Below are 24,482 nucleotides of genomic sequence, written 5' to 3'. Positions count from 1 at the left end.
AAGAGTAACCTGCTATGTCAACAACCATGCAAACTATTCGATTAACCACTGCCCAAGCCTTGACTCGCTTCTTGATCAATCAACATGTCGAGCTAGATGACGGCGAGGAAGTGCCTTTTTTTGCAGGCGTATGGGCTATATTTGGCCATGGCAACGTGGCGGGTATCGGTGAAGCACTGTATCAAGTGCGAGACCAGTTACCCACGTATCGAGGCCACAACGAACAGTCGATGGCTTTGGCGGCCATCGCCTTTGCTAAGGCCCGTCAGCGTCAGCAAGTAATGGTAGCCACCACCTCTATTGGTCCAGGAGCGACTAACTTAGTCACTGCAGCTGGAGTAGCCTACGTTAACCGCTTACCTGTGTTGTTGGTGCCTGGCGATGTATTTGCCTCAGGTCAGCCAGACCCAGTATTACAGCAATCTGAGAATTTTGCTGATGGTAGTAGCACTGTGAACGATGCACTTCGTCCTGTAAGTCGTTATTTCCACCGTATCACTCGACCAGAGCAGTTAATTCAAGCTTTGCCTAGGGCCATGGTAGCGCTCACGGATGCGGCTTTATGTGGCCCTGCCACCATAAGTATTTGCCAGGATGTACAATCTTTAGCCTTTGATTACCCAAAACACATGTTTGAAAAACGTGTATGGCGCCTGCGTCGTCAAGGCCCAGATCAGCATGAATTAAATCAAGCCGTAAGCACTTTATTAGCGGCTAAGCAGCCCGTTATTGTGGCCGGTGGTGGAGTTCGTTACTCATTGGCAGAAAACGAATTGCAAGCCTTTGCTAAGCGCCATCAGATTCCAGTCATTGAAACCCAAGCAGGCAAGTCTTCAATGCTTGCAAGTGACCCCTTAAATGCTGGGGCTGTGGGCGTGACTGGCGTCGATAGTGCCAATGATTTGGCGGCTAACGCAGATGTAGTACTCGCTGTGGGTACGCGATTACAAGACTTTATTTCAGGCTCTAACACCTTGTTCAAAGGGCAAGTCATTCAACTTAATGTGCAACCTATAGACGTGGTGAAATACCGCGCCCAAAGCTTATTGAGCGACGCTAGGTTGGGTCTAAAAGCACTGTCATCGCAACTGGGTAATTACATGTCTCCAGAGGCTTGGCAGCATAGAAACCAAGCAGGAATTGCTGCATGGGCACTGCTGTGTGAAGGCATTTTACCGGCTGCAGATGACCAGGCAATCCCATCAGATGCCCAAGTTGTTGCTGCTGTAAATGTAACAGTCAATGACAATGCAGTAGTGGTTGCCGCGGCGGGCAGTTTACCTTCGGAGTTGCACAAACATTGGCGTGCAGAGCAGGTGGGTGGTTATCATTTAGAGTATGGCTACTCTTGTATGGGCTATGAAATTTGTGGTGGCGTAGGGGCTAAGCTTGCCTGTCCAGATCGCGAAGTGGTGGTGATGGTAGGCGATGGCTCTTACATGATGATGAACTCAGACATCGCAACGGCCGTTAGTATGGGCTTAAAGTTAACCATTGTGGTGTTAGACAATAGGGGGTTTAGTTGCATTAATCGTCTGCAAATGGCCACCGGTGGAGCTAACTTCAATAACTTATTACAAGACACTTACAATAAGGGATTAGCACAAATTGACTTTGCTGGCCACGCTCGGGCAATGGGGGCTCATGCTGACCACGTAGCTAATGTAGGTGAGCTTAAGCAAGCCGTGCAAGCCGCCCGTCAGCGAGAGGGTGTGAGTGTGGTGGTTATTGATACAGACCCATTACATTGCTCACCGGGAGGAGCCTTCTGGGAGGTCGAGGTGCCATCAGTGTCAGACCGTGAAGAAGTTGTTGCTAAACATCAAGAATGGACAGCCAAACGAATTGCAGAGCGAGGCTACTAAACCATGTCTAAATTATTAGTTAAACCGGCTGCTGCAAGCCAAGTACATCAGGTCACACCTCAGTCTGCTGGCTGGACCTATGTGGGTTTTGCGGTGCATGATTTAAATGTTGGAGAAACTTTGGAGTGCCAGCAGGCTGGGAGAGAGCTGTGTATTGTTATTTTAACAGGCACAGCCAACGTCTGTGCGGGCTCCCAAAGTTGGGATAACGTAGGCGGCCGAAACAGTGTGTTTGTTGACCAGCCTCCCGGCGCCGTATACGTGCCTGCAGGAGAAGCGATTAGTATTACTGCTTTAGATGCTGTGGAAGTGGCCGTGTGCAGTGCACCTGGACAAGGCAATAGTGGGGCAGCGAGGCTAATTGATGCAATGACTATGTCTCAAGAAGTGAGGGGCGAGGGCACTAATACGCGGTATGTGCGTAATATTTTGCCAGAGACTGAGGCCGCTGATGGTTTATTAGTGGTTGAGGTGATTACCCCTTCTGGTCATTGGTCGTCTTACCCACCACACAAACATGATAGAGACGCTAGCCCAGAAGAAACCTTGTTAGAAGAAACCTATTACCATCGTTTAGATCCTGCGTCTGGTTATGCCCACCAGCGCGTGTATACCGATGACCGTAGTTTAGATGAAACCCTTTCTGCAGAGGACCGTGACGTGGTTTTAGTGCCCAGGGGTTATCACCCAGTGGGAGTACCTCATGGTTACACAGGCTATTATTTGAACGTCATGGCGGGACCTACTAGGGAATGGCACTTTTATAATGATCCAGCCCATGAATGGATGCTGAAAAAGACCTGATAGGGTTTTAGATCAACGTCCTTGTTATAGAACAATTGAGATGCACACATGAAACTTAAATTTGGTATGTCCCCTATTTCTTGGTCTAACGATGACCTTCCAGAACTGGGTGGCGAAACGTCATTAGAGACCTGTTTACGTGAAACGCGTTTAGCTGGGTTTACAGGCACTGAAACGGGTGGCAAGTTTCCGAAGGACAAAGTTAATCTAGCTAAGGTGTTAAAAGAACACGATTTGAAACTCGTATCAGGCTGGTTTTCAGGCCAGTTGTTAAACATCAGTGTAGAGCAAGAAATTGCTAATATTAGGCCCCAGTTAGAGTTGTTTCGAGACTTGGGCGCCGCGGTTTTGGTGTATGGTGAAACTTGGAATACGGTGCAAAATGTACGTAACGCTCCCCTGTGTGACAAACCCATATTACCCGCAGCAGATTTTGCTGCTTACGGTGAACGCCTCACCAAAGTGGCTGAATATTGTGCCAGTGAAGGTGTACCTTTGTCTTTTCATCATCATATGGGCACTGGCGTTGAAACTGAGCAAGAGCTGGATTTAGTGATGCAAAATACCGGGGATGCAGTAGGCTTATTAGTTGATACTGGGCATTTGGTGTTTGCTGGTGGCGACCTCATGGGCGTGGTAGATCGTTACGGTCATCGCATTAACCATGTGCATACTAAAGATATTCGCGAGCGTGTCATGGCCACAGTTGATCGCAGTAAAGATTCGTTTCTTGACTGTGTATTACGCGGCGTATTCACCGTGCCAGGTGATGGCATGATTGACTATGGACGCTTTATGCAAGCCTTAGCTGATAAGAACTATGAGGGCTGGGTCATTGTTGAGGCAGAACAAGACCCTGCTAAAGCCAACCCATTTGAGTACGCAGTAATGGGCTATAGCGCATTGCAAAAAGCAGCCCTAGCGGCTGGCTATTCCATTATTGATTAAGCAGGCATTCACATGATTAAACTAGCGTTATTCGGTGCTGGGCGCATCGGTAAAATTCATGGTCACAATGTGGTCCTTAACCCACAAGCAGAGCTGGTGGCTTTGCATGACCCCTATCAACCTAATGCTGACAGCTTAAGTGCAGCCTTGGGTTGTGCACAAATGACCCCTGAGCAAATTTTTTCAGACCCATCTATTACGGGTATTTTGGTGTGTTCAGCCACCGATACCCATGCAGATTTAATCGAACAGGCCGTCCTTGCTGGCAAGCATGTATTTTGTGAAAAGCCTATCGATTTATCATTAGCACGGGTACAACAGGTGGTGGCCAAGGTTAACGCCAGCCCTATTACTTCTATGCTGGCTTTTAATCGCCGTTTTGACGCCAACTTTGCGTTGCTGCAGCAACGTATTGCCGCAGGTGACATTGGTGACGTTGAATTAGTAAGTATCATTTCTAAAGATCCATCACCCCCGCCCGTTGATTATATTAGGGTCTCCGGTGGATTATTTAGAGATATGACCATTCATGACTTTGACATGGCCCGCGTTCTCTTAGGGGAAGAAATAGTGCAAGTGACTGCTCAAGCATCCTGTTTAGTGGATCCAGCCATTGGTTTAGCAGGTGATGTGGATACTGCCTTAGTCACCTTGCGCACCGCTTCTGGTAAATTAGCTCAAATTTCTAATAGCCGCCGCGCAAGTTTTGGTTATGACCAGCGCTTTGAAGTGCATGGAAGCCTAGGTATGTTAACGGCCGCTAACGTCAATGAACATACCCTTACCAGTTATACCCAAGCGGGTGTGACTAGTGCCAGACCCTTGCACTTTTTTCTAGAACGTTACGCGGCCGCCTACCAATCAGAGTTGGCCAGTTTTATCGCCGCCCTTAACGGGGCTGATGTCGCCTTGCCGAGTATGGATGATGGCTTACAAGCCTTACGTTTAGCAGAAGCCGCGCTTTTGTCTGTTGCGCAATACCGCACTGTGGCAGTGAGTGAAATTAGCTGAACTGAAACACGGCCTATAAGGAATAAAACTAATGCATAACATGAAGGCCTTTGAGGCCAGTTTAACCCCTCATTTAACGCTTGAAGATTATCCATTTGCCGTTGATTTTTCGGCTCATATTCCCATTTATGACGGCGATCAATTGCGCGCACTTGATGCTCAGAGTATAGCTCAGGTGCAAGCTGAATGGGCCCACTGCTGGCAACATGGGGCTGGGGTGTTGGTGGTGCGCAAGCTGTATGATCAAGTGGCTGTGGTAGATGCAGTGACCGAGGTATTTTATCAACTGTTGCATGAGCAAAACCAGAAGCCTCAAAGCAGTGGTGATCACTTTGCAGCTAAAGGAGTCAACGGTCGCCTTTGGAATTGTTTGGAAAAGTTGGCCGTAACCCATCCACAAGCGTTTATCGATTACTACAAAAACCCCTTGTTGGCGCAGCTGTGTGAAGCTTGGCTGGGGCCAGACTATCAGTTAACGTCGCAGGTTAATTTGGTCTATCCAGGAGGCGCAGCGCAGCAGCCACACCGTGATTATCATTTGGGCTTCACCAACGACAAAGAGGTTGCACGCTATCCCTTGCATGTGCAAATTATGTCAGCCATGCTCACGTTACAAGGCGCTGTGGCTCATTCTGATATGCCTGTAGAATCAGGGCCTACCCTATTATTGCCCTATTCTCAGCGCTATGAGTATGGCTATGCCCTGTACCGTGACCCTGAGTTTGTAGACTACTTTGCTCAACATGCAGTGCAGTCACCCTTGCAGAAAGGTGATGGCCTGTTTTTTAACCCCGCACTCATGCACGCCGCTGGTGAGAATGTATCGACCGATGTGCAACGCATGGCTAACTTGTTTCAAATTTCATCAGCTTTTGGCAAAGCCATGGAGTCCGTAGACCAGCAGCGAATGCAGCTGGCTTGTTATGACCAACTCAAGGCGAGCCACTTAAGTGCTGAGGAGCTATCAGCAGCAGCAACCGCCTTGAGTGATAGTTATCCTTTTTCGAGTAATATGGACCGTGACCCACCAGCGGCAAGTTTAAGGCCGGTTAGTGGTCGTGATTTACTCATCCAGGCTTTGTCAGAGCAATGGTCACTTGAACACTTCTCCAATGCCCTGCAGGCGTTAAATTGGCGTAAAGCTTCACATTAGGTTGTGGTGCGAAAACTGCAAAGGGCACGCGAAAAAATAATACATGGGCAGGATCCAGCATTTTGGGCCACGCTCCTGCAAGCACCTCAAGGTGTTGTTTAGTTAGATTAGTCCCTTACATACCCTAACGGCAGTGCGGTGCTATCAAGCACTTTACGCATTACAAAAGCTGATTTGACCCCACTGACGCCTTTAATTTTAGTGATTTTGCCTAACAGAATGTCATGGTAGCGATCCATGTCGGGGACGACGACTTTGAGTTGGTAATCGGCTTCGTGACCGGTAATCAAATAACACTCCATGACTTCTGGCAACTGGGCCACGGCCTGTTCAAATTCGGCAAAGCGTTCAGGGATGTGTTTGTCCATGCTGATGTGCAGTAGGGCAGTGAGATTGAGGTTAACTGCACGATCATTAACGCGCACCACACGATCACGAATAACACCCTCTTCTTCCAATTGTTTAACGCGGCGAGAGCAAGGTGCAGCCGTAAGGCCGACTCGTTCGGCTAACTCTTGATTGGATAGGCTGCCGTTGTCTTGTAGGTGACGTAATATATTCAGGTCGTAGCGGTCTAAGCTAGTCATGGTATTCCTTAAATATGAGCTTTAACGCAAATTAATTGCGCTATTTGTTATTTATAATATTAATTATTGCGAAATACGTCAAGTTTTAGCTAAATTAGATGTGATATTGCGTGCGCTTATCGATAGACTAGGTGAAATGCGCTAATTTTGAGAGTCTCTATGTTTGACCATACCTTTAACCACCTTAAATACCAGCCGTTTCAGGCGACGCCATTACCCGATCGCAAATGGCCCGGTAAATCCCTCACTAAAGCACCAATGTGGTGCAGTGTGGATTTGCGTGATGGTAATCAGGCCTTGGTAAACCCTATGAACAGTGATCAAAAGCTGCGCATGTTTGAGTTGTTGGTAAAATTGGGTTTTAAGCAAATAGAGGTGGGTTTTCCATCGGCATCGACGACAGATTTTGATTTTGTGCGCATGCTGATTGAGCAAAACAAGGTGCCAGAGGATGTCACGCTGCAGGTACTGACACCAGCCCGAGAAGAATTAATTAAAAAGACCTACGAAGCCTTAGAGGGTGTAAAGCGGGCCATTGTGCATGTGTATAATTCCACCTCTAAAGTGCAGCGCGAACAAGTGTTCGGGTTGCCAGAAGAGGGTATTAAAGCCATTGCCGTGCAAGGTGCTAAATGGGTACTGCAGTACGCAGACCATTACCCTCAGACTCAGTGGGGCTTTGAGTATTCACCAGAAAGCTTTACCGGTACTGAAATGGATTACGCGGTAGAAGTGTGTGACGCAGTGATTGAGCAATGGTTGCCAAGCATTGATCGCGAACTCATTATTAATTTGCCGTCCACCGTCGAGCTTTCCACGCCCAATTTATTCGCCGATCAGGTGGAGTATTTTTGCCGCCATTTAAAGCACCGTCAACAGGTTACCATCAGTCTTCATACCCACAATGACCGAGGGTGTGCAGTGGCTGCTGCTGAATTAGGCATTTTGGCAGGTGCAGATCGGGTTGAAGGTACTTTAATGGGCAATGGTGAACGCACAGGCAATATGGACGTGATTACCATGGCCATGAATTTGTACTCTCAAGGCATTGATCCTACCTTAGACATAAGCAATGTATTGGAAATTATTGAGGTGGTTGAGAGTTGTACTGAAATCGCTGTATCTCCCCGCCACCCATGGGCTGGCGAGTTAGTTTACACCGCATTTTCTGGCAGTCATCAAGATGCTATTCGTAAGTCTGTGGCCTTTCATAAGCAACACAAGAAATCTCACTGGGATGTGGCCTACTTGCCTATAGACCCGCGGGACATTGGCCGTGAGTATGAGGCCGTGGTGCGTATCAATAGTCAAAGTGGTAAGGGCGGGGTGGCCTTGGTGCTAGAGCGAGACTATGGCATTGAATTACCAAAGTGGATGCATCCAGTGCTAAGTAAGATCGTGCAGCAAGCCACTGAAGCTTCTGGGGTAGAAGTATCGCCACAGCAAATTAAACAACTTTATGACACTTACTTTGTTGCTGTCGACCCCACGTGGCAGTTGCGAGACTACCGATTAAACGCAGTTACTAGTGACGATAGCATCATTATTGAGGGTTGTTTTAATCTCAGCCAAGGTGCACTTGAAGGCTCTGGAGCAGGAGCACTTGAAGCCTTGAGTGATGTGCTCAGTAAGCAATACAACTGCGCCATTGAAGTTACACAATTTGATCAGCATGCCATGACTAAAGGCACTGATGCGCAGGCCCTCGCATGTATTGAGATGCATGTTAGTGGGGTTGTGTGCCATGCTGTAGCACAAGCAGAAGACACCACAGCAGCTGCACTGCAGGCGATGCTGACAGCCTTTAGTCGTCATCAGATAGAAAGTGTAATAAACGTTGCTTAAATTACTATTGGCTCCACCTGGCCCTTGCCTTGAAACGGGCAGGCTGGATGGAGTAAATGGGTTTTGAAAAAATAACAGTCAGCCAATTTAATCAACAGGAAGCTTGCTGGGCACCTTGTAAGGGCGCCCCAAAGGTAACTTATGCGCTGTCTTTCCTTCAAGCGCAGTTAAAAAGCTAAGCAAATCGTCAACTTCATCATCCTCTAATGTCAAAGGCTTGATATCAATGTGTGACTCTATCCGTGCCATTTCTCGCTTGTCATCATGAACTAGATAATCTATTTGGCTTACCCACGGAACATCAGGTAAATTAGCATGCTTGGGTTCCCATTGTTGCAATGACTTTAAAGGTGAGAGATGGTGCCTTATAATGCTTTCAAGAGTCGGATAGGCGCCGTTATGCCCATAAGGCGCGGTAAGAGTGACGTTCCTAACGCTTGGAGTTCTAAATCGATAAGCATCTTCTAATAAGTCAGTTTCTCCCATTCGGCCAACATCGCGAGTGAAAGGATCAAACCGCCTAGTGCGTCCTGGCCCAAATGGGGGCAGGGCTAACGCATGAAAAGCATGGTCGGTAAATAACTGACCAGAATGACAGGATGCGCAGTTGGCCTTATTATAAAATAGATCTAATCCGCGTTTTTGTGCAGATGTTAACGCATTGGTATTGCCAGAAATGAACTCATCAAATGGCGCATCATAGCTGCGCCATTCAATATTAATAAAAGCAGACAAAGCCTCTGCAATTTCAACCATAGTGACATCAGCAGCGTCTTCAATATGATCAAACGCGTTAATAAACATATCACCATATTCAGGTATATTACGCACACGTTTAGAGATAATTGGCCACACGTGGTCAATTCGGTCATGGGTTGCACCCGCAATTTGATTTTCTTTTGGGTTTCCTGCCATTTCAAATTGTGATGTAACGGGAAACATAGCTTGCGCTGCAAGTAGGTTTGTCAATCCGTTGGGTAGCCATTCTTCTGCTGGAGAATTATAACCATTTTCATAAAGATCTGATTTTGAAAGTCGGCCATCATGGAACATGAATTTAAATTCTTTGGCGCCTAAATTCCATAGTGCTTGGGCATTTCTGGGAATACGTTTTTTTATCTTATCAGCGCCAATGCCTGGCGTTCTTTTTGGGCCAACTCCACTGCCTCCCTCGCCAATGCCCAGGGATAAGCCATCGCTGCCACCCAAACTATGATGGTGGCATGTGCCGCATGATATGTTTTGGTTGCCTGATAAAATCTTGTCGTAAAATAATAACTGTCCAAGTTTGGCTTGCCTTTGATCAAAAGTGATGAAATCATCTAAGGTTAAGGGTTTGGGTAAATCAAAAGCGTAAGACTGAGAAATTCCAAATATTAAGTGTATTATTATAAAAAGAGAAAGCGTGTGCGTAAATTTTTGTTGCTTGGGTTGATGGTGTTTTCGATATCGTGTTTGGCAGAGATTGAACATGCACGAGATCTTATGGAAAAGGGAAGCTTTAAAGAGGCTATGACTGAACTTTGGCCAGCTGCGCGCTCTGGTAATGCCGATGCAGAAGAGTTGATCGGGGTAATGTACGCTATGGGTTTGGGCGTTCCCCAAGATGATGAAAGAGCGTTTGAATGGTATTTGCGCTCGTCGATGAAGGGGCATCCAGGGGCTCAAAGTGGTGTTGGATGGTATTATGAAGTAGGCAGGGGTGTTGAAAAGCCCGACCTTGTCAGAGCCTATATGTGGTATGTTCTTTCTGCCATTGGTGGCGATCCAGATGCGGCTATAAGCCAAGAAGAGGTGGTGAAAAAAATGACCCCAGCACAAATTGAAAAAGCTCATATATTGATTGATGATTATAGGGTTTGGCTTTATCCATTTAGATAAACTAAAAATGGTACGTATAAATATACAAAACATAACATAACTATAAAAACAGACATACACAAAAAGAGGGCCGTTCACATATGTTGAACGGCCCAGACTTAGTTTTTAATTTAAGTCTTTTTCATTACCTGCAGCAATGTTTGCTTCTGCTTGAGAAACCGCGCTTGTTAAAGCGTCAAAGATTGCTGGTCCGCCGTTAACATTGGTTTGGAACCATTCATAGACTGGAGCAGCAGCTGCTTTAAATGCAGATTTTTCAGCAGGGGTTGGCACATATAAATCGCCACCTTCAGCAACAAAATCTTCATAAGCTTTAATAGACTTACGCTTTGGTGAAGCGAATGTAGCCTGTTGAAGAGCGGCAAAACCATCCACAACAACTTGGCGAAGCTCCATAGGCATAGACAAGAACTTGTCATTGTTCATCCACCAAAGGGCGCCCATATATGCATGGCCATCAAGGGTTACATATTTTAGGCCAGCATCAGGGAATTTCATGCCCATAATGTCGGTGATGCCATTCTTAGAACCTTCAACCACACCCGTTTGGAATGATGTGAATAGCTCAGGCCAAGGGATAGGAGTTGGAGATGCACCCAGGGCTTTCACAAGCTCTTGAGGTAAATCGGCAACAACAGTACGGATCTTAAGACCTGCCATATCGTCTGGACTCTGAACTCTACGCTTGGTGTTTGCAAAGTTGCGCCATCCCCCAGTGTTACCAATGGTCATTAGACGAATGGTATCACCAGAGTCTGCAAGGGCCATATCACGCATGGTACGTGTGAAGTCTCCAGATAAAACATGTTCTGCAACTCGGTCATTTGCCATAAGGTAAGGTAAATCTAGCACCTGTACATATGGGAATGCACCCGCAGCACCGCCAGATGTTGAAATATACACATCAATTGAACCATCGGCTATGCCTTGCAGACACTCAGCGCCTTTTGAGCAAAGTTGTGTGCCTATAAACAATTCAACAGCAATTTCACCGTTTGAAGCTGCTTCTACAAAGTTTTTGAAAACCACAAGACCATCATAATCTTCGTCATTCTCGTTAGAGTTGGCGGTTGCTCGGATAGTATAGTCTGCAGCATTTGCAGTGGCTATACTTCCTGCCATTAAACCAACCGTGAGCGCTGTCGCTCCCAAAGTTTTAATAAAATTATTCATCTAAACTCCTCAGTAAATTGGGCTTATGCCCCTTTTTATTATTGACGAATGTTTTAATTTCGTCAGTTTCAAAATTTTCCTCTTCAAAAGGAGCCCTGTTAAGGCTTGCCAGAACAACTAATATGTTCTTGAAGAATAAGGAAAATGCGTAAACTCCTTAATTTGGTTGTAAAAAGAAGCCAGCTATTGGCCCCACCAAATCGACATCTTTAACAAACCCTAACCACGATGGAATACCTAATGAAATGATAGGAAAATAGGTTATGAGGAAGATAACAAAAATTTCGACTGCTAAAAAAGGCAATATTGCCTTTGATATTGTTTCTACTTTTACGCCTGAAACAGACGAAGCTACAAACAGCACTAAGCCCATGGGAGGGGTGGCAAGTCCAACGGTTAAATTAACCGACATGATCATGGCGAAATGAACGGGATGAATGCCTAAATCAATAAATATGGGTGCCAAAATAGGCCCTAATATTATAATTGCAGGCCCTGCATCTAAAAACATACCCACAATAAACAACAAAAGGTTGATTAACAGTAACAGTAGAAGAGGGTTGTTAGTTAAAGCCAATATGTAGACGGCTAAATCTTCTGCGATATGAGAAAGACTCACCACAGTTTTGAACGCCATGGCTGCGCCAACCAACAATAAAACCACGGATGAGGTGATGGCAGACTTCACCAAAATGGGCCCAAGATCTTTTAAATTTATAGAACGTAAAATAATTAAGCCTAGCAGTGCTGTGTAGGCAACAGCAAGAGCAGAGGCTTCTGTAGGAGTGGCGACACCACCTAAAATACCACCCAAAATGATAACTGGGGTTAGCAAAGGCAGTACAGCGCGCTTTGCCACTATCCTAAAGTCATTAGATACCAAGCGTCTTTGAATTTGAAATAGAGTTTCTGTCACTATTAATGCACCAGCAAAATGTAGTGATAGGGTTGTGGAATAGCTCCCTATGTCAAGATTGACAACTTTGACTACCAATGGGTATAACATGAATGCGAGCATCAATCGAGCAATCACACGGGCGGCAAGGTTTTCAGCAGTAGAGATACTTACCCCTTCAATAACAAAACGTTTTGCTGGAGGGAATTCATATTTGTTAGCCATTAGCCTTGTGACGATCATCAAACCCATACCCACCAAAATGCCTGGGATGATACCTCCGGCAAATAAAGCCGCCACTGAAACTTCCATTACATAAGCATAAATGATCATAATGCCTGAGGGAGGGATTATGGGCCCAATAACTGACGATGCGGCGGTAATCGCGGCTGCAAACTTTCGGGTGTAGCCTTGTTTTTCCATTGCCGGAATGAGCATAGAGCCCAGTGCAGAAGTATCAGCAACCGCTGACCCTGACATCCCTGCAAACAGCATTGAAGATAGAATGTTTACTTGTGCAAGCCCACCTCTTACCGAACCAATAAGGGTCTGAGAAAAGGCCACTAAACGTTCTGTTATGCCCGCTTTGTTCATTAACTCGCCAGCGAGCATGAAAAAAGGAATAGCCAGCAACACACCATTATCGATGCCGTTAAAAATATTGCGATACATCAACGCAATATCTCGCTCTTGCCCGTTGAAATAGAGCATGAAACCAGGGGCGGCAAGCATCGCGAAATATACCGGAACTCCAATCATCAAAAATATAAGGAATAGGGGTAAGAACCAAGCTAACATTAGGAATTTGCCGCCATTTCAGTAGGAATTTTGGGAATAGGAAAGCGTTCATTGCCCCATATAATTCTGGCTAATTGGCGAAGAATCAATTCTAGAGAAACCATTAAAATAAGCATGAGCAAAACACTCATGGCTAAATATATATAAGCGGTTCTAAACTGTATTTTTGTACCTAAAAGCTGGTTTATCCCTGTGTCTTGTAACAACCTGTTTAAGCCTGACGAGTCAAATAATAAGGGTGCAGAAAAATGAGACCATGCATGCTGTAGCATGATGACAGAGACAAAAGAACACAGTAATAAGATCGCCAGTACCAAGTAATTTTTAAGGTGGGCGGGTATGAGGTCATGCAACATATCAATAGAGACAAAGCCTGTATAACGATACGCAGAAGGTGCAACCAGTGCCATCATCCAAATCATCAAGCCTCTTGCGGCTTCTTCTGGCCACGGAAGGGCGTTATTAAGCACATACCTGAAAAATATTTGCGCCAAAATCACCAGCACCATCAACCCAAGCGCAACCAATCCTATGGTGCGGCCAAATAAAAGTGCACGAGTATTAATCGTGTCTAGTCCCTCTAGAGTCACTTCTACAATGGCACTGATCGCTTTCATAATACTGTGTACTTAAAAGTGTCTTTGTGGTGGGCAAGGCTATTATGAAAACTTACCAAAATGGCCTCCAACAAACATCAAAGGCTTGCCCTCGTTATGCGTAAACTTTTCTACTTTGCCAATGATTATAGTGTGGTCTCCGCCGTCATATGTGGTGTGAATACTGCATTCAAACCTGGCTATGGCCCTAGGTAAAACGGGTAGGTGATGTTTGCCAAGATGCCATTCGCATGTTTCAAAGGGTGTTGGGTTTTTGGCAAAGTTTAGTGCGAGATCGGTCTGATCTTCTGCTAAAATATGCACTGCAAAAAAGCCAGCATTACAAAACCCATCTCTTTTTTCAGACTTGTTTGCTACAGACCATAAAACTAAAGCAGGATCTAATGAAACTGATGCAAATGAATTTACAGTCATGCCAATGGGGCAATGGTTGTCATGAGCTGTAACAATAGTGACGCCAGTTCCAAATTGCCCTAAAGCACGCCTGAAATCTTTTTGATTATCAACACTGGGCACGGTCATAGTATCTTTAATAGTCGTTAGGTCTTTGGGCATAAGAACAGGCTTTAAGTTGGATTGAGAGGTTGTGTGCATAATATTAAGCTACTTCATGTCCAAGCGAGGCGGTATAAATTTCAAACCATGCTTGACGATCAAGATTCACTTTTAGCGCGCTGGATAATGATTTAATACGGCTAAGGTTGTTGGTGCCCATCACCGGTAAAATGTTGCATGGATGCTTTAATAGCCATGCAATGGCTACTGCATCTGCAGTGGTGTTTTGTTCATTGGCAATGCGAGATAAGCAGGTAAGAATGGCCTTACTTTTTTCGTCGTTATCACTAAACAATGACCCTCCACCAAGAGGGGACCAAGCCATAGGTTTAATTTTACGTTCTTGCAGAAAGGCAAGATCGCCATTAGTTAAAGCGCTAGTTTCCAACACACTAAGCTCAATTTGGTTAGTGACCAGTTTGTTGCTCATAGCCGATTGCAGCAGGGTCCAATCATGAGGTTTAAAGTTGGAAACACCAACAGATCCCACTTTGCCCGATGTCACCAGTTCATCTAATGCGTGTCCAGTTTCTTCATGGTCCATTAAAGGGTCGGGACGGTGAACTAACAAGCAGTCAATATGCTCTATGTGCATTTCGGTTAAAGAACATTCAACTGAATAATTGATATGTGCAGCAGAGGTATCATAATATTTCACGCGGGCACTTTCATAGCGACCCGCTGGCGCTACGATGTCGCACTTTGTAATTATCTCCACCTTATCTCGTAAGTGTGAAGCAGCAGAAAAACACTTCCCAAGTATAGCTTCAGCAGCATAGCCACCATAAATGTCTGCTTGATCCAGTGATGTTATCCCTTGTTCTAAACACGCTTCTATCTTGGCTTGCACAGCGGCAGTGGAGGTGTCTTGATCATCCCCCAAACGCCACATGCCATATATAATTTGACTTAATTCTAAATCCTTTGAGAGTGCTATGCGTTGCATTAACGTCTTTCTCCTATGCCTAGCGGTGTATGTGGTGTAGATGATGGAACCCGGCCTTGCAGCTGGGGTAATGAACATGTTTCAAGGTGTGGAAGAACTTTTTCACCAAATATTTCACATTCTTGAAGGTGCGGATAACCTGAGAATATAAAAGCTCGAATACCCATTTTTTTGTACTTTTCAATCTGGGTTAAAATCTGATCTGCAGAGCCAACCAATGCAGCACCGCAGCCCGAACGCGCACGACCAACGCCTGTCCACAAATGGGGCTCTATATAACCTTCCAAATCAGCTAGCTCACGATTTTTTGTTTGGTGCGAAACTCCTAAAGAAGTGGCATCTAAGGCCCTTTCACGAATGAGTTTACCCTGCTCGTCATCTAGCTTGGAAACTAACTCTCTTGCGTACTCTTTTGCTTCGGTTTCGGTATCACGAACGATCATATGCACGCGAAGCCCATAATCCAGTACACGGCCATATTTTTGCGCACACTCATTAACGGCTTTCATACGATCTGCCAGTGCGTCTTGCTTTTCTGGCCACATCAGATAGACATCACAATGCTCCCCGCATAAATCTAATGCAGACGGTGAGTAACCACCAAAATATAGCAGTGGACCACCGTTTTGCTGGTAAGGCTTTGCAGGCCCTGTAGGCACATTCTCAAAGTTATAAATTTGACCTTGAATGTTAATTTCATCCTGAGTCCAGGCTTGTTTTAAAATTTCAACAACCTCGCGAGAGCGTTGATAACGATAGGCACTGTCTTCTTTTTGGCCTGGGAAATCTGAAGAAATAATATTAACGGTTAAGCGCCCTTTCATCATGTGGTCAAGTGTGGCAATGGTGCGCGCAAGCATAATAGGGTGCATTTCACCGCACCTTACAGCGGCTAGCATGTTAATACTTTCAGTTAGAGGGGCATTACCTGCCACAAATGTAAGCGTGTCTTGCCCCACTTGATAAGAAGAAGGGCATAAAATATTTCGATAACCAAGCTTGTCTGCCGTTTGGATAATGTTTGACGTGTTTTCCCATGAAGAGCGCAACTCGCCTTCAGGTACTCCCAGATGCTGGTAGTCATCCGAACACAAAGGCGCAAACCATGCGATTTCTGCGCCATTAGTGTCTTGTGATCTTATTGGGACGATAGACAAGTTAGATTTCTTCCATTGATTAATTAAGCTATTTCAATTACTGTAACAATTGTGTATCAATATATCAATAGTGTATCAATTAACAAGAAAATTACACATTATATGAAAACCGCATTATCAAAAAATCGTTTACCACTCCATGTCGAAATCAGCGAAATGTTGGCGCGTGAAATTCAAGCCGGCATATTGGCCGACGGATCACGTTTGGCATCTGAACGTTTGATGGCAGATGAGCTTGGGGTGGCCGTTGGCACCTTGCGTAAGGCACTGTTGGAGCTGACACAAAAAGGGCTTTTGGAGCGTGTGCAAGGCTCTGGTAATTATGTTCGCAAACCTAAACAGTCTCAAAATATTGACACCATATACAGCTTTTTCCGATTGGAGTTACTCAAAGGAGGAGGGCTGCCAACGGCTCAAGTTTTATCCGTTGAAAGGTTGAACAAAGCTGAATATTTCCCAGCATTAGGTCCTCAATTTGGAACTGCTGCCGACGGCTTCAGAATAAGAAGATTAAGACGCTTAAACTCGATTAATAGTGCGATTGAGGAGATATGGATCGATGCACCTAAAAATAGAAACGTGAGTGTGGAAGATTTGTCCGACTCGTTATATTTGTTTTATCGTGAAAATCTTAAATTTTGGATCACCGGTGTAGAAGATCAAGTGAGCGTCAATAAGATTCCAGACTGGACGCCTATTACATTTGCCCAAAAAACAAGCGCTAGCAGCTTAAATAATGAGCATAAAATATGGGGATATATAGAGCGTAAAAGCTATGATCAAACCAATATGCTTGCTGAATATTCACTCACATGGTTTAACCCAGAAGTTGCGCGTTATGTCGCGCGTATCAAATAATTAAAGTGCTCAATAATAGGGGTTTTTTGTGACAGTTTTAAACTATGGCATGATCGGATGCGGCATGATGGGCCAAGAACACATCAAGAATATTAAACTCCTTGAGTACACCCGTATCGCAGCAATTTTTGAACCCGATCAGGACATGAGAGCCGCCGCCAAACAACTGGCACCAGAAGCTAAATTTGAGCCCTCCATAGACGCATTGCTAGGGCGAAAAGATCTAGACTGTTTAGTGATTGTGAGCCCAAACTTTTTGCATGCCCGGCAATTAAAGCTGATCGCCTCACTTAACCCACTGCCTATATTGGTAGAAAAACCTTTAATAACTAACCCAGATGATGCCACGCTTATAAAAGAGCTCACCGAAAACTACCCTAAGCCCATTTGGGTGGCCATGGAATATCGCTACATGCCCCCTGTTGCCAAGCTGATCAGCGAAGCTAATGCTTTATCAGGCGGTGTAAAGCTGCTGACCATTAAGGAACATCGGTTTCCGTTTTTAGAAAAGGTGAATGACTGGAACAGGTTCAACGAAAATTCTGGGGGTACATTTGTTGAAAAATGTTGTCATTTTTTTGATCTAATGCGCCTCATAATGAAATCTGAGCCTTTAAGGATTATGGCATCTGCTGGACAAACTAATAATCATTTAAAAGAAAAGTATAATGGGCGTACCCCTGATATTTGGGACAATGGTTATGTCATCGTTGACTTTGAATCGGGCTCACGAGCTATGCTAGAGCTTTGTATGTTTGCAGAAGGGTCAACCTATCAAGAAGAAATTTCAGCAGTTGGAACTGAGTGCAAGGTGGAGTGTTTTGTGCCAGGCCCAAGTCGCTTTTGGCCAACACATCTCGGCCCAGCCCCAACCCCCAGGGTAATTGTTAGCCCAAGAGAACCCAAAGGCCCAAAAATTCTTGATATACCAGTAGACACTCAACTTCTGCAAGCTGGCGATCATAACGGCTCTACTTACTACCAGCACCAAAAGTTCCAGCAAGTGGTGCTGGGAAACCAACAGCCTGAAGTGACGCTAAAAGATGGTTTAATAGCTGTACAAATGGGAATGGCCGCCCAAGAAGCGGCTTCACAATCTCGAATAATTGATTTTTCCATCAACAAATAGGCAAAACACCAGTTAATAACGCCTAGCCACTTAATCCCTTTCTGGAGTAATAAATAACCGACCCACCTGTAGATAGCTTTAATACAATGCTAGGTAGGTAAAGGGTTTAATTATTTTTTAGACTTTTTGGCTTTCTTGGCTTTGGCTTTGTCAGCTTTAGCTTTATCTGATTTAGACACTTTTGGTTTTTTCGCTTTCACCTTTTTCAATACCGCAGGTTCTTCTTTCTTGGGTGAGAACCCTGGGAATATTTCACGGCTAATGCTGTTGCCAATGTAACGTTCAATACGGCCTAAGTTTGGCCAATCCATTGCGTCTACAATAGACCACACACTACCATCTGCGCCATCACGACCCGTTCGGCCTGCACGGTGAACATAACTGTCTGCTTTTTCTGGCATGTGTACGTTAATAACGTGGGTTAGGCCGGGTAGGTCAACACCACGAGCCATAACGTCGGTAGCGACCATTACTTTGGTACGGCCACGACGCATGTCTTTAATTTGCTGGTTGCGATCACTTTGGCGCAGATCGCCGTGTAATCCTGTGCACTGAATGCCTAGGGTACGGATCACTTTAAGCCAAGTGTCTACTTGCTTTTTACTGTTCACAAAAACAATGGCTTGCTTCACTTCATGCAGGCGCAATAAGGCTTTAAGCAGGTGTTCTTTATGTTGTTCATTGTCTGCTTGGTAAACAGATTGAGTGATTTTTTTAGCCACGTGACGTGGTGCTTCTACAGCCACTTGCACGGCGTTATCTGAAAGCAGATCGTGAGCAAAAGCTTGCACCTTATCGCCTTCTAAAGTGGCAGAGAACATAGATGTTTGACGTTCAAGAGGCAGCATATCTGAAATTTGATGGATGGCCTGAATAAAGCCCAAATCTAACATGCGGTCTGCTTCGTCGATCACAAATACAGTCACTAGGGATAAATCGAGCGCCATGTGCTCTTCGATTTCTAACAAACGGCCAGGGGTAGCCACAAGCACGTCGATGGTTTCGGCCACCATGGCTTTTTGCATACCAAAGGGTACGCCGCCAACAATGAGGCAGCTCGTTAAATGATTATGGGCAACTAGTTGCTCAATTTGATCATAGGTTTGGCGAGCTAGTTCGCGGGTAGGGCTAAGAATAAGTACTTTTGGAGTGCCCACTTCTTGCCTTGGTATGTCTAAAATATGTTGTAATGCTGGCAACACAAAAGCTAGGGTTTTACCTGTGCCAGTAGGCGCCGAGGCCAACACATTGGAGCCTTCCAAAAGGGGTGGAATAGCTTGTTGTTGAATGGCTGTGGGCTGGGTAAACTCATGTTCTGCAAGGGCGAGAAGTAGTTCTTGATCCAGCAGTAAATCGGCAAAAGACACGGTGGCATAACTCAATAAATATTTGAGGCGTTAGGATACCGTATTTTGCCGACAATAGATTCAGCAATATGTGCGCATCACGCCGTAAATGCGACCCTTTCAGCAACATGTTCTAACATGGCCACTAGGTAGGTATCACACAGGTACTATAGTGTCCTCATGATGTCGTTTTCAGATATGCGGCAATCTCCAACACTGGGATACTGGCTCGGTTAAAGATGGTATCCTATGGCGCGTTAACAGTGTATTTTTTGAAGTAAATTCACCCATAGAACCTTGAACTTAAGTCAAACACAGAGAACAACATGTCTGCTGATTCTAACCAAGACAATGTGGTGCGATTGCACCCAGGCGCTGGGCGCAATAAATCTCGTATCCACCTTCGTGGGCGCCAAGTTCACCTAGATACGTTAGCCCAATTACGTGAGTTGATCGGTGATCAACCTATTAAGCGGGACATGCTGATTGAATACCTACACCTAATCCAAGATAGTTACGCTTATCTGTCTGCAGCACACCTTGCCGCGTTAGCCCACGAGATGAATATCCCCATGGCTGAAGTGTATGAGTGTGCTTCTTTTTATGCGCATTTCGATATTGTTAAAGAAGGTGAGTCACCCCCTGCTGCAGTAACTGTGCGCGTATGTGATAGCTTGAGCTGTCAGTTGGCGGGTGGGCAGCAGTTAAAGTCTGCTCTGGAGGCCGGTACAGACCCTACTCAAGTGCGTATTCTTAGCGCTCCATGTATGGGCCGTTGTGATACTGCACCGGTTGCAGAAGTGGGTCACCACCATGTAGACCGCGCCGATGCTGCTAAAGTTTTAGCCACCATAAAGGCAGAACATTTTCACCCAGACATTCCAGACTACATTGCCTACGATGCCTATGTATTAGATGGCGGTTACGCTTTGCTGAACAAATGCCTAGCTGGAGATTACAGCTGGGAAGATATTCAAAAAGTGCTGGCCGATGCCAACCTTAAAGGTTTAGGTGGTGCAGGTTTTCCAACGCATATGAAGTGGAAGTTTGTACGCCAAGAGCCTAAGCCACGTTACCTTGCCATTAACGGTGACGAAGGTGAACCGGGTACTTTTAAAGACCGCCTGTATTTAGAAACTGATCCTCATCGTTTTATTGAAGGTGCATTGATCAGTGCTTGGGCTGTAGAGGCTGAAGCCGCCTATATTTACCTACGGGATGAATACCCAGCTGCACTGGTAATTTTGAAGACAGAAATTGCTAAAGTTGAAGCTGCAGGCCTAGCTCCAGCAGGTGGAATTCATTTACGTCGTGCTGCGGGTGCTTACATTTGTGGTGAAGAATCGGCCATGATTGAATCTTTAGAAGGTAAGCCTGGCCTACCTCGCCATCGTCCACCTTTTGTGGCTCAGGTCGGATTGTTTAATCGTCCTACCTTAGTTAACAACATTGAAACTGTTTACTGGATCCGTACTTTAATGGACAAGGGCGCTGACTGGTTCTCTAGCCAAGGCCGCAATGGTTCACAAGGTTTGCGCAGCTTCTCTGTTTCTGGTCGTGTTAACAACCCTGGTGTTAAGTTAGCACCAGCGGGTATTACCATGCAGGAATTAATGGATGAGTACTGTGGCGGCATGGCTGATGGTCACACCTTCAAAGGTTACCTTCCAGGCGGTGCGTCAGGCGGTATATTGCCAGCAGGCATGGCCGACATTCCACTCGATTTTGGTACCCTTCAGGCATACGGTTGTTTCATTGGTTCTGCCGCGGTAATGGTATTGTCAGACCATGACAACATGCGTGATGTCGTGGTGAACTTATTGAAGTTTTTTGAAGACGAAAGCTGCGGCCAGTGTACGCCTTGCCGTGTAGGTACAGAAAAAATGGTGAAGTTGCTGCAGCGCCCTGATTGGGATCAAGTGTTAATGGCCGAATTAGGTCAGGCTATGTGTGACGCTTCAATCTGCGGCTTAGGCCAAGCGGCTGCTAACCCAGTCACCACTGTATTTAAATATTTTGACGCTAATTTGATCGCTACCGATCTGGCTGCCAGTGCAACACCCGTAGCAAGTGCGGGAGACATAACATGAGCCAAGATATTATCAACTTCACCCTCGATGGTGAGACAGTAACAGCGAAAGCAGGTGAGAGCATTTGGCAAGTTGCCAAGCGTATGGGTGACACTATACCTCACCTATGCTACAAACCAGAGCCTGGGTATCGCGCAGACGGCAACTGCCGCGTATGTATGGTAGAGATTGAAGGTGAGCGTGTATTAGCGCCTTCTTGCTTGCGTCTACCTACCCAAGGAATGGTCGTTTCCAGTGTCACCTCAGACCGTGCCCAAGTTTCGCGTAAAATGGTATTGGAGCTATTAGCCACCGACCAACCGGAACGTGAAGAGTCACCAGACAAGAGCTCACATTTTTGGGCTATGGCCGATTTATTAGCCGTGGATGCTACTGAGGCTCGCTTTGATGAAACTATAAAGCCTTGTGCAGACAACAGCAGTAAGGCGATGCGTGTAAACCTACAATCTTGCATTAATTGCAACTTGTGTGTTGTTGCTTGCCGCGAAGTTCAAGTAAATGACGTGATTGGTATGGCTAACCGTGGTTCAGATTCTAAGGTCGTATTCGACTTTGACGACCCTATGGGCGACTCTACCTGCGTTAACTGTGGTGAATGTGTTCAGGCATGCCCTACGGGCGCCTTGATGCCGTCTTCTGTAACTAGCGAGGAAGGTAAAGGCGATAGTGCAGACTTTGATCGCAAAGTAGACAGCGTATGTCAATATTGTGGTGTAGGTTGCCAGTTAACCTATCATGTTAAAGATGAGCGAATTGTTTATGTTGATGGCCGAGACGGCCCAGCTAACCAAAGTCGCTTGTGTGTGAAGGGCCGTTTTGGTTCTGACTACATTCACCACGGTGATCGTTTAACTAAACCACTGATTCGTATTGAAGGCGCACGTAAAGGCATTCATAACGACTTTGATCCTGCTAAACCGTTAACGCACTTTCGCGAAGCTAGCTGGGAAGAAGCTCTGGACTTTGCCGCTAATGGCTTCGTCAAAATTCGTGATACTCAAGGCAAAAAAGCCCTTGCGGGTTTTGGCAGTGCCAAAGGATCTAACGAAGAAGCTTACTTGTTCCAAAAGTTAGTGCGTACTGGTTTTGGTAGTAACAACGTAGATCACTGTACTCGTTTATGCCATGCTTCTTCAGTAATGGCATTGTTGGAAGGTTTGGGGTCTGGTGCAGTATCTGCATCATTCATGCAGGCGAAGCATGCAGACGTGGTTGTGATTACAGGATCTAATCCCTCCAGTAACCACCCTGTTGCAGCAACTTTTTTTAAGCAAGCTGCAAAAAATGGCACTAAGATTATTGTTTTAGACCCACGTGGCTTGGCAATGAAGAAATACGCCAGCCACATGATTCAGTTTAAGCCAGGCAGTGACGTAAGCTTCTGGAACGCCATCATGAACGTCATTGTTACTGAAGAGTTGTACAACCAAAAGTACATCGATGCTATGACCACTGGTTTTGATGCAGTGAAAGATCACGTTAAGCGCTATACCCCCGAAGCGATGTCACCGATTTGTGGTGTAGACGCAGACCTTATTCGCGAAATTGCACGTTTATATGCTACTGCTAACAACGCCATGATTTTTTGGGGAATGGGTGTATCACAACACGTTCACGGCACCGACAACTGTCGGGCCATGATCTCTGTGGCGTTGATGACGGGTCAAATTGGTCGTGAAGGTTCTGGCTTGCACCCACTGCGTGGTCAGAACAACGTTCAAGGTGCATCGGATGCAGGCCTTATCCCAATGATGTATCCAGACTACAAACGTGTTGATGCTGGTAATGTTAAAGCCATGTTTGAAGACCTATGGGGCACTGAACTTTCTGATGAGCCAGGTCTTACTGTGGTGGAAACTATGAACGCTGTTCATGATGGTTTGGTAACAGGTATGTACGTGGAAGGTGAAAACCCAGCCATGTCTGATCCAGACTTACACCACGCTCGTGCAGCCTTGGCTATGCTTGAACATTTAGTTGTACAAGACCTGTATGTCACAGAAACGGCGATGTATGCTGATGTGGTTCTGCCTGCTTCCGCATGGCCAGAGAAAGATGGCACAGCGTCTAATACTAACCGTACTGTGCAGATGGGCCGCCAAGCTGTGAAGCCACCTGGCGATGCACGCCAAGATTGGTGGATCATTCAAGAACTGGCTAATCGCATGGGTCTGAACTGGACTTACACCCATCCAAAGGATGTGTTTGCAGAAATGAAGCAAGCCATGCCAAGTTTGAACAATTTGACCTGGGAGCGTTTAGAAAACGAACACTCAGTAACATACCCTTGTCCTGCTGAGGATCACCCTGGAAATGATATTGTGTTTATTGATAGCTTTCCTATTGAAGGTGGTCGCGGTAAATTTGTTGCTGCAGATATTGTAGAGCCTGATGAGCGCCCAGATGATGAGTACCCAATCATTCTTACTACTGGGCGTCAGTTAGAACATTGGCATACGGGTTCCATGACCCGTCGTGCATCTGTTTTAGATGCTCTTGAGCCAGAAGCAGTAGCCACTTTAAGCCGTGAAGAGCTAATTAAAATTGGTGCTAAGGCGGGTGATATGATCCGGGTTTCTACGCGCCGTGGCAGCATTAATATAATGGCTCGTGAAGACGCAGATGTTCCAGCAGGGGTGATCTTCATTCCATTTTGCTTCGTAGAAGCTTCTGCCAACATGCTTACCAACGCCGCCCTTGATCCAGTGGGTAAGATCCCTGAATTTAAGTTCTGCGCTTCGCGTATTGAGCGCGTTGGTTAAGGTGTTTTAAGCCTGTTCGATCGCTTAGGTCTTATGAGGTTAAACAATGCCAAAAAGGTCAG

The 24,482-nt window shown here is 45.6% G+C and carries 20 protein-coding genes; 11 read left to right on the top strand and 9 right to left on the bottom strand.

All coding sequences use genetic code 11. The features are described from left to right. The first annotated feature begins 14 nt into the window (after nt 1-14). From iolD to ABXT60_RS09290, 5 genes are read left to right on the top strand one after another with little or no spacing between them, the layout of a single operon-like run. Complete coding sequence (gene iolD, locus ABXT60_RS09310) at nt 15-1,865, top strand: 3D-(3,5/4)-trihydroxycyclohexane-1,2-dione acylhydrolase (decyclizing) (protein WP_443629872.1); 1,851 nt, start codon at nt 15-17, stop codon at nt 1,863-1,865. Between the two features lie 3 nt (nt 1,866-1,868). Further along, nucleotides 1,869-2,669 (top strand): 5-deoxy-glucuronate isomerase, encoded by an 801-nt coding sequence (gene iolB, locus ABXT60_RS09305; RefSeq protein WP_443629871.1) that lies wholly within the window; start codon nt 1,869-1,871, stop codon nt 2,667-2,669. Between the two features lie 48 nt (nt 2,670-2,717). Beyond that, nucleotides 2,718-3,617, top strand: coding sequence for a myo-inosose-2 dehydratase (gene iolE, locus ABXT60_RS09300; protein WP_443629870.1), 900 nt, complete (start codon nt 2,718-2,720; stop codon nt 3,615-3,617). A gap of 12 nt (nt 3,618-3,629) precedes the next feature. Next, nucleotides 3,630-4,628, top strand: a complete 999-nt coding sequence (gene iolG / locus ABXT60_RS09295; protein ID WP_443629869.1) for an inositol 2-dehydrogenase — start codon at nt 3,630-3,632, stop codon at nt 4,626-4,628. A gap of 31 nt (nt 4,629-4,659) precedes the next feature. Beyond that, nucleotides 4,660-5,781, top strand: coding sequence for a phytanoyl-CoA dioxygenase family protein (locus ABXT60_RS09290; RefSeq protein WP_443629868.1), 1,122 nt, complete (start codon nt 4,660-4,662; stop codon nt 5,779-5,781). 107 nt (nt 5,782-5,888) lie between these two features. Here the strand turns inward: ABXT60_RS09290 and ABXT60_RS09285 are convergent, their stop codons facing one another. After that, nucleotides 5,889-6,368 (bottom strand): Lrp/AsnC family transcriptional regulator, encoded by a 480-nt coding sequence (locus ABXT60_RS09285; RefSeq protein ID WP_443629867.1) that lies wholly within the window; start codon nt 6,366-6,368, stop codon nt 5,889-5,891. 159 nt (nt 6,369-6,527) lie between these two features. On the opposite strand from ABXT60_RS09285, the gene leuA reads away from it, so the two are divergent. After that, nucleotides 6,528-8,213, top strand: coding sequence for a 2-isopropylmalate synthase (leuA, locus tag ABXT60_RS09280; protein ID WP_443629866.1), 1,686 nt, complete (start codon nt 6,528-6,530; stop codon nt 8,211-8,213). A gap of 87 nt (nt 8,214-8,300) precedes the next feature. Here the strand turns inward: leuA and ABXT60_RS09275 are convergent, their stop codons facing one another. Continuing rightward, a complete protein-coding gene (locus tag ABXT60_RS09275) occupies nt 8,301-9,686 on the bottom strand; it encodes a cytochrome-c peroxidase (RefSeq protein WP_443629865.1) in 1,386 nt (461 codons plus the stop codon). A gap of 39 nt (nt 9,687-9,725) precedes the next feature. Here ABXT60_RS09275 and ABXT60_RS09270 point away from each other — a divergent pair, with 39 nt between their 5' ends. After that, nucleotides 9,726-10,094 (top strand): tetratricopeptide repeat protein, encoded by a 369-nt coding sequence (locus tag ABXT60_RS09270; protein ID WP_443629864.1) that lies wholly within the window; start codon nt 9,726-9,728, stop codon nt 10,092-10,094. 105 nt (nt 10,095-10,199) lie between these two features. Here the strand turns inward: ABXT60_RS09270 and ABXT60_RS09265 are convergent, their stop codons facing one another. The 6 genes from ABXT60_RS09265 to ABXT60_RS09240 all read right to left on the bottom strand — a co-directional run bounded on the left by ABXT60_RS09265 (nt 10,200) and on the right by ABXT60_RS09240 (nt 16,235). Continuing rightward, nucleotides 10,200-11,267: a TRAP transporter substrate-binding protein gene (locus ABXT60_RS09265; protein ID WP_443629863.1), complete on the bottom strand. Its 1,068-nt coding sequence runs from the start codon at nt 11,265-11,267 to the stop codon at nt 10,200-10,202. 157 nt (nt 11,268-11,424) lie between these two features. Then, the gene (locus ABXT60_RS09260) at nt 11,425-12,960 is read right to left on the bottom strand and encodes a TRAP transporter large permease (protein ID WP_443629862.1); all 1,536 of its coding nucleotides are present in this window, start codon (nt 12,958-12,960) and stop codon (nt 11,425-11,427) included. After that, complete coding sequence (locus tag ABXT60_RS09255) at nt 12,960-13,577, bottom strand: TRAP transporter small permease (RefSeq protein WP_443629861.1); 618 nt, start codon at nt 13,575-13,577, stop codon at nt 12,960-12,962. Before ABXT60_RS09255 ends, ABXT60_RS09260 begins: the two co-directional genes overlap by 1 nt. Before the next feature lie 42 nt (nt 13,578-13,619). Next, the gene (locus tag ABXT60_RS09250; protein ID WP_443629860.1) at nt 13,620-14,171 is read right to left on the bottom strand and encodes a flavin reductase family protein; all 552 of its coding nucleotides are present in this window, start codon (nt 14,169-14,171) and stop codon (nt 13,620-13,622) included. 4 nt (nt 14,172-14,175) lie between these two features. Further along, a complete protein-coding gene (locus tag ABXT60_RS09245) occupies nt 14,176-15,078 on the bottom strand; it encodes an aldo/keto reductase (RefSeq protein WP_443629859.1) in 903 nt (300 codons plus the stop codon). Then, entirely contained in the window at nt 15,078-16,235 is a 1,158-nt protein-coding gene (locus ABXT60_RS09240) for an LLM class flavin-dependent oxidoreductase (RefSeq protein ID WP_443629858.1), read from the bottom strand. The genes ABXT60_RS09245 and ABXT60_RS09240 overlap by 1 nt, the downstream gene beginning before the upstream one ends. Before the next feature lie 102 nt (nt 16,236-16,337). Here ABXT60_RS09240 and ABXT60_RS09235 point away from each other — a divergent pair, with 102 nt between their 5' ends. Together ABXT60_RS09235 and ABXT60_RS09230 are read left to right on the top strand one after the other, a co-directional pair. Next, entirely contained in the window at nt 16,338-17,093 is a 756-nt protein-coding gene (locus ABXT60_RS09235; protein WP_443629857.1) for a GntR family transcriptional regulator, read from the top strand. A gap of 28 nt (nt 17,094-17,121) precedes the next feature. After that, nucleotides 17,122-18,222, top strand: coding sequence for a Gfo/Idh/MocA family protein (locus ABXT60_RS09230; RefSeq protein ID WP_443629856.1), 1,101 nt, complete (start codon nt 17,122-17,124; stop codon nt 18,220-18,222). Nucleotides 18,223-18,332: 110 nt separating this feature from the next. On the opposite strand, the gene ABXT60_RS09225 is transcribed toward ABXT60_RS09230, so the two are convergent. After that, a complete protein-coding gene (locus tag ABXT60_RS09225; RefSeq protein ID WP_443629855.1) occupies nt 18,333-19,589 on the bottom strand; it encodes a DEAD/DEAH box helicase in 1,257 nt (418 codons plus the stop codon). Nucleotides 19,590-19,894: 305 nt separating this feature from the next. On the opposite strand from ABXT60_RS09225, the gene ABXT60_RS09220 reads away from it, so the two are divergent. Further along, nucleotides 19,895-21,658: an NAD(P)H-dependent oxidoreductase subunit E gene (locus ABXT60_RS09220; RefSeq protein ID WP_443629854.1), complete on the top strand. Its 1,764-nt coding sequence runs from the start codon at nt 19,895-19,897 to the stop codon at nt 21,656-21,658. Beyond that, nucleotides 21,655-24,420 carry a formate dehydrogenase subunit alpha gene (gene fdhF, locus ABXT60_RS09215; protein WP_443629853.1) on the top strand — a complete coding sequence of 922 codons (2,766 nt, stop codon included), beginning with the start codon at nt 21,655-21,657 and terminating at the stop codon, nt 24,418-24,420. The genes ABXT60_RS09220 and fdhF overlap by 4 nt, the downstream gene beginning before the upstream one ends. Nucleotides 24,421-24,482: the final 62 nt, after the last annotated feature.

This window comes from Candidatus Njordibacter sp. Uisw_056 (assembly GCF_047730085.1).
Taxonomy (GTDB): Bacteria; Pseudomonadota; Gammaproteobacteria; order Pseudomonadales; family Balneatricaceae; genus Njordibacter.
This window is presented reverse-complemented; position numbering and strand designations above follow the sequence as displayed.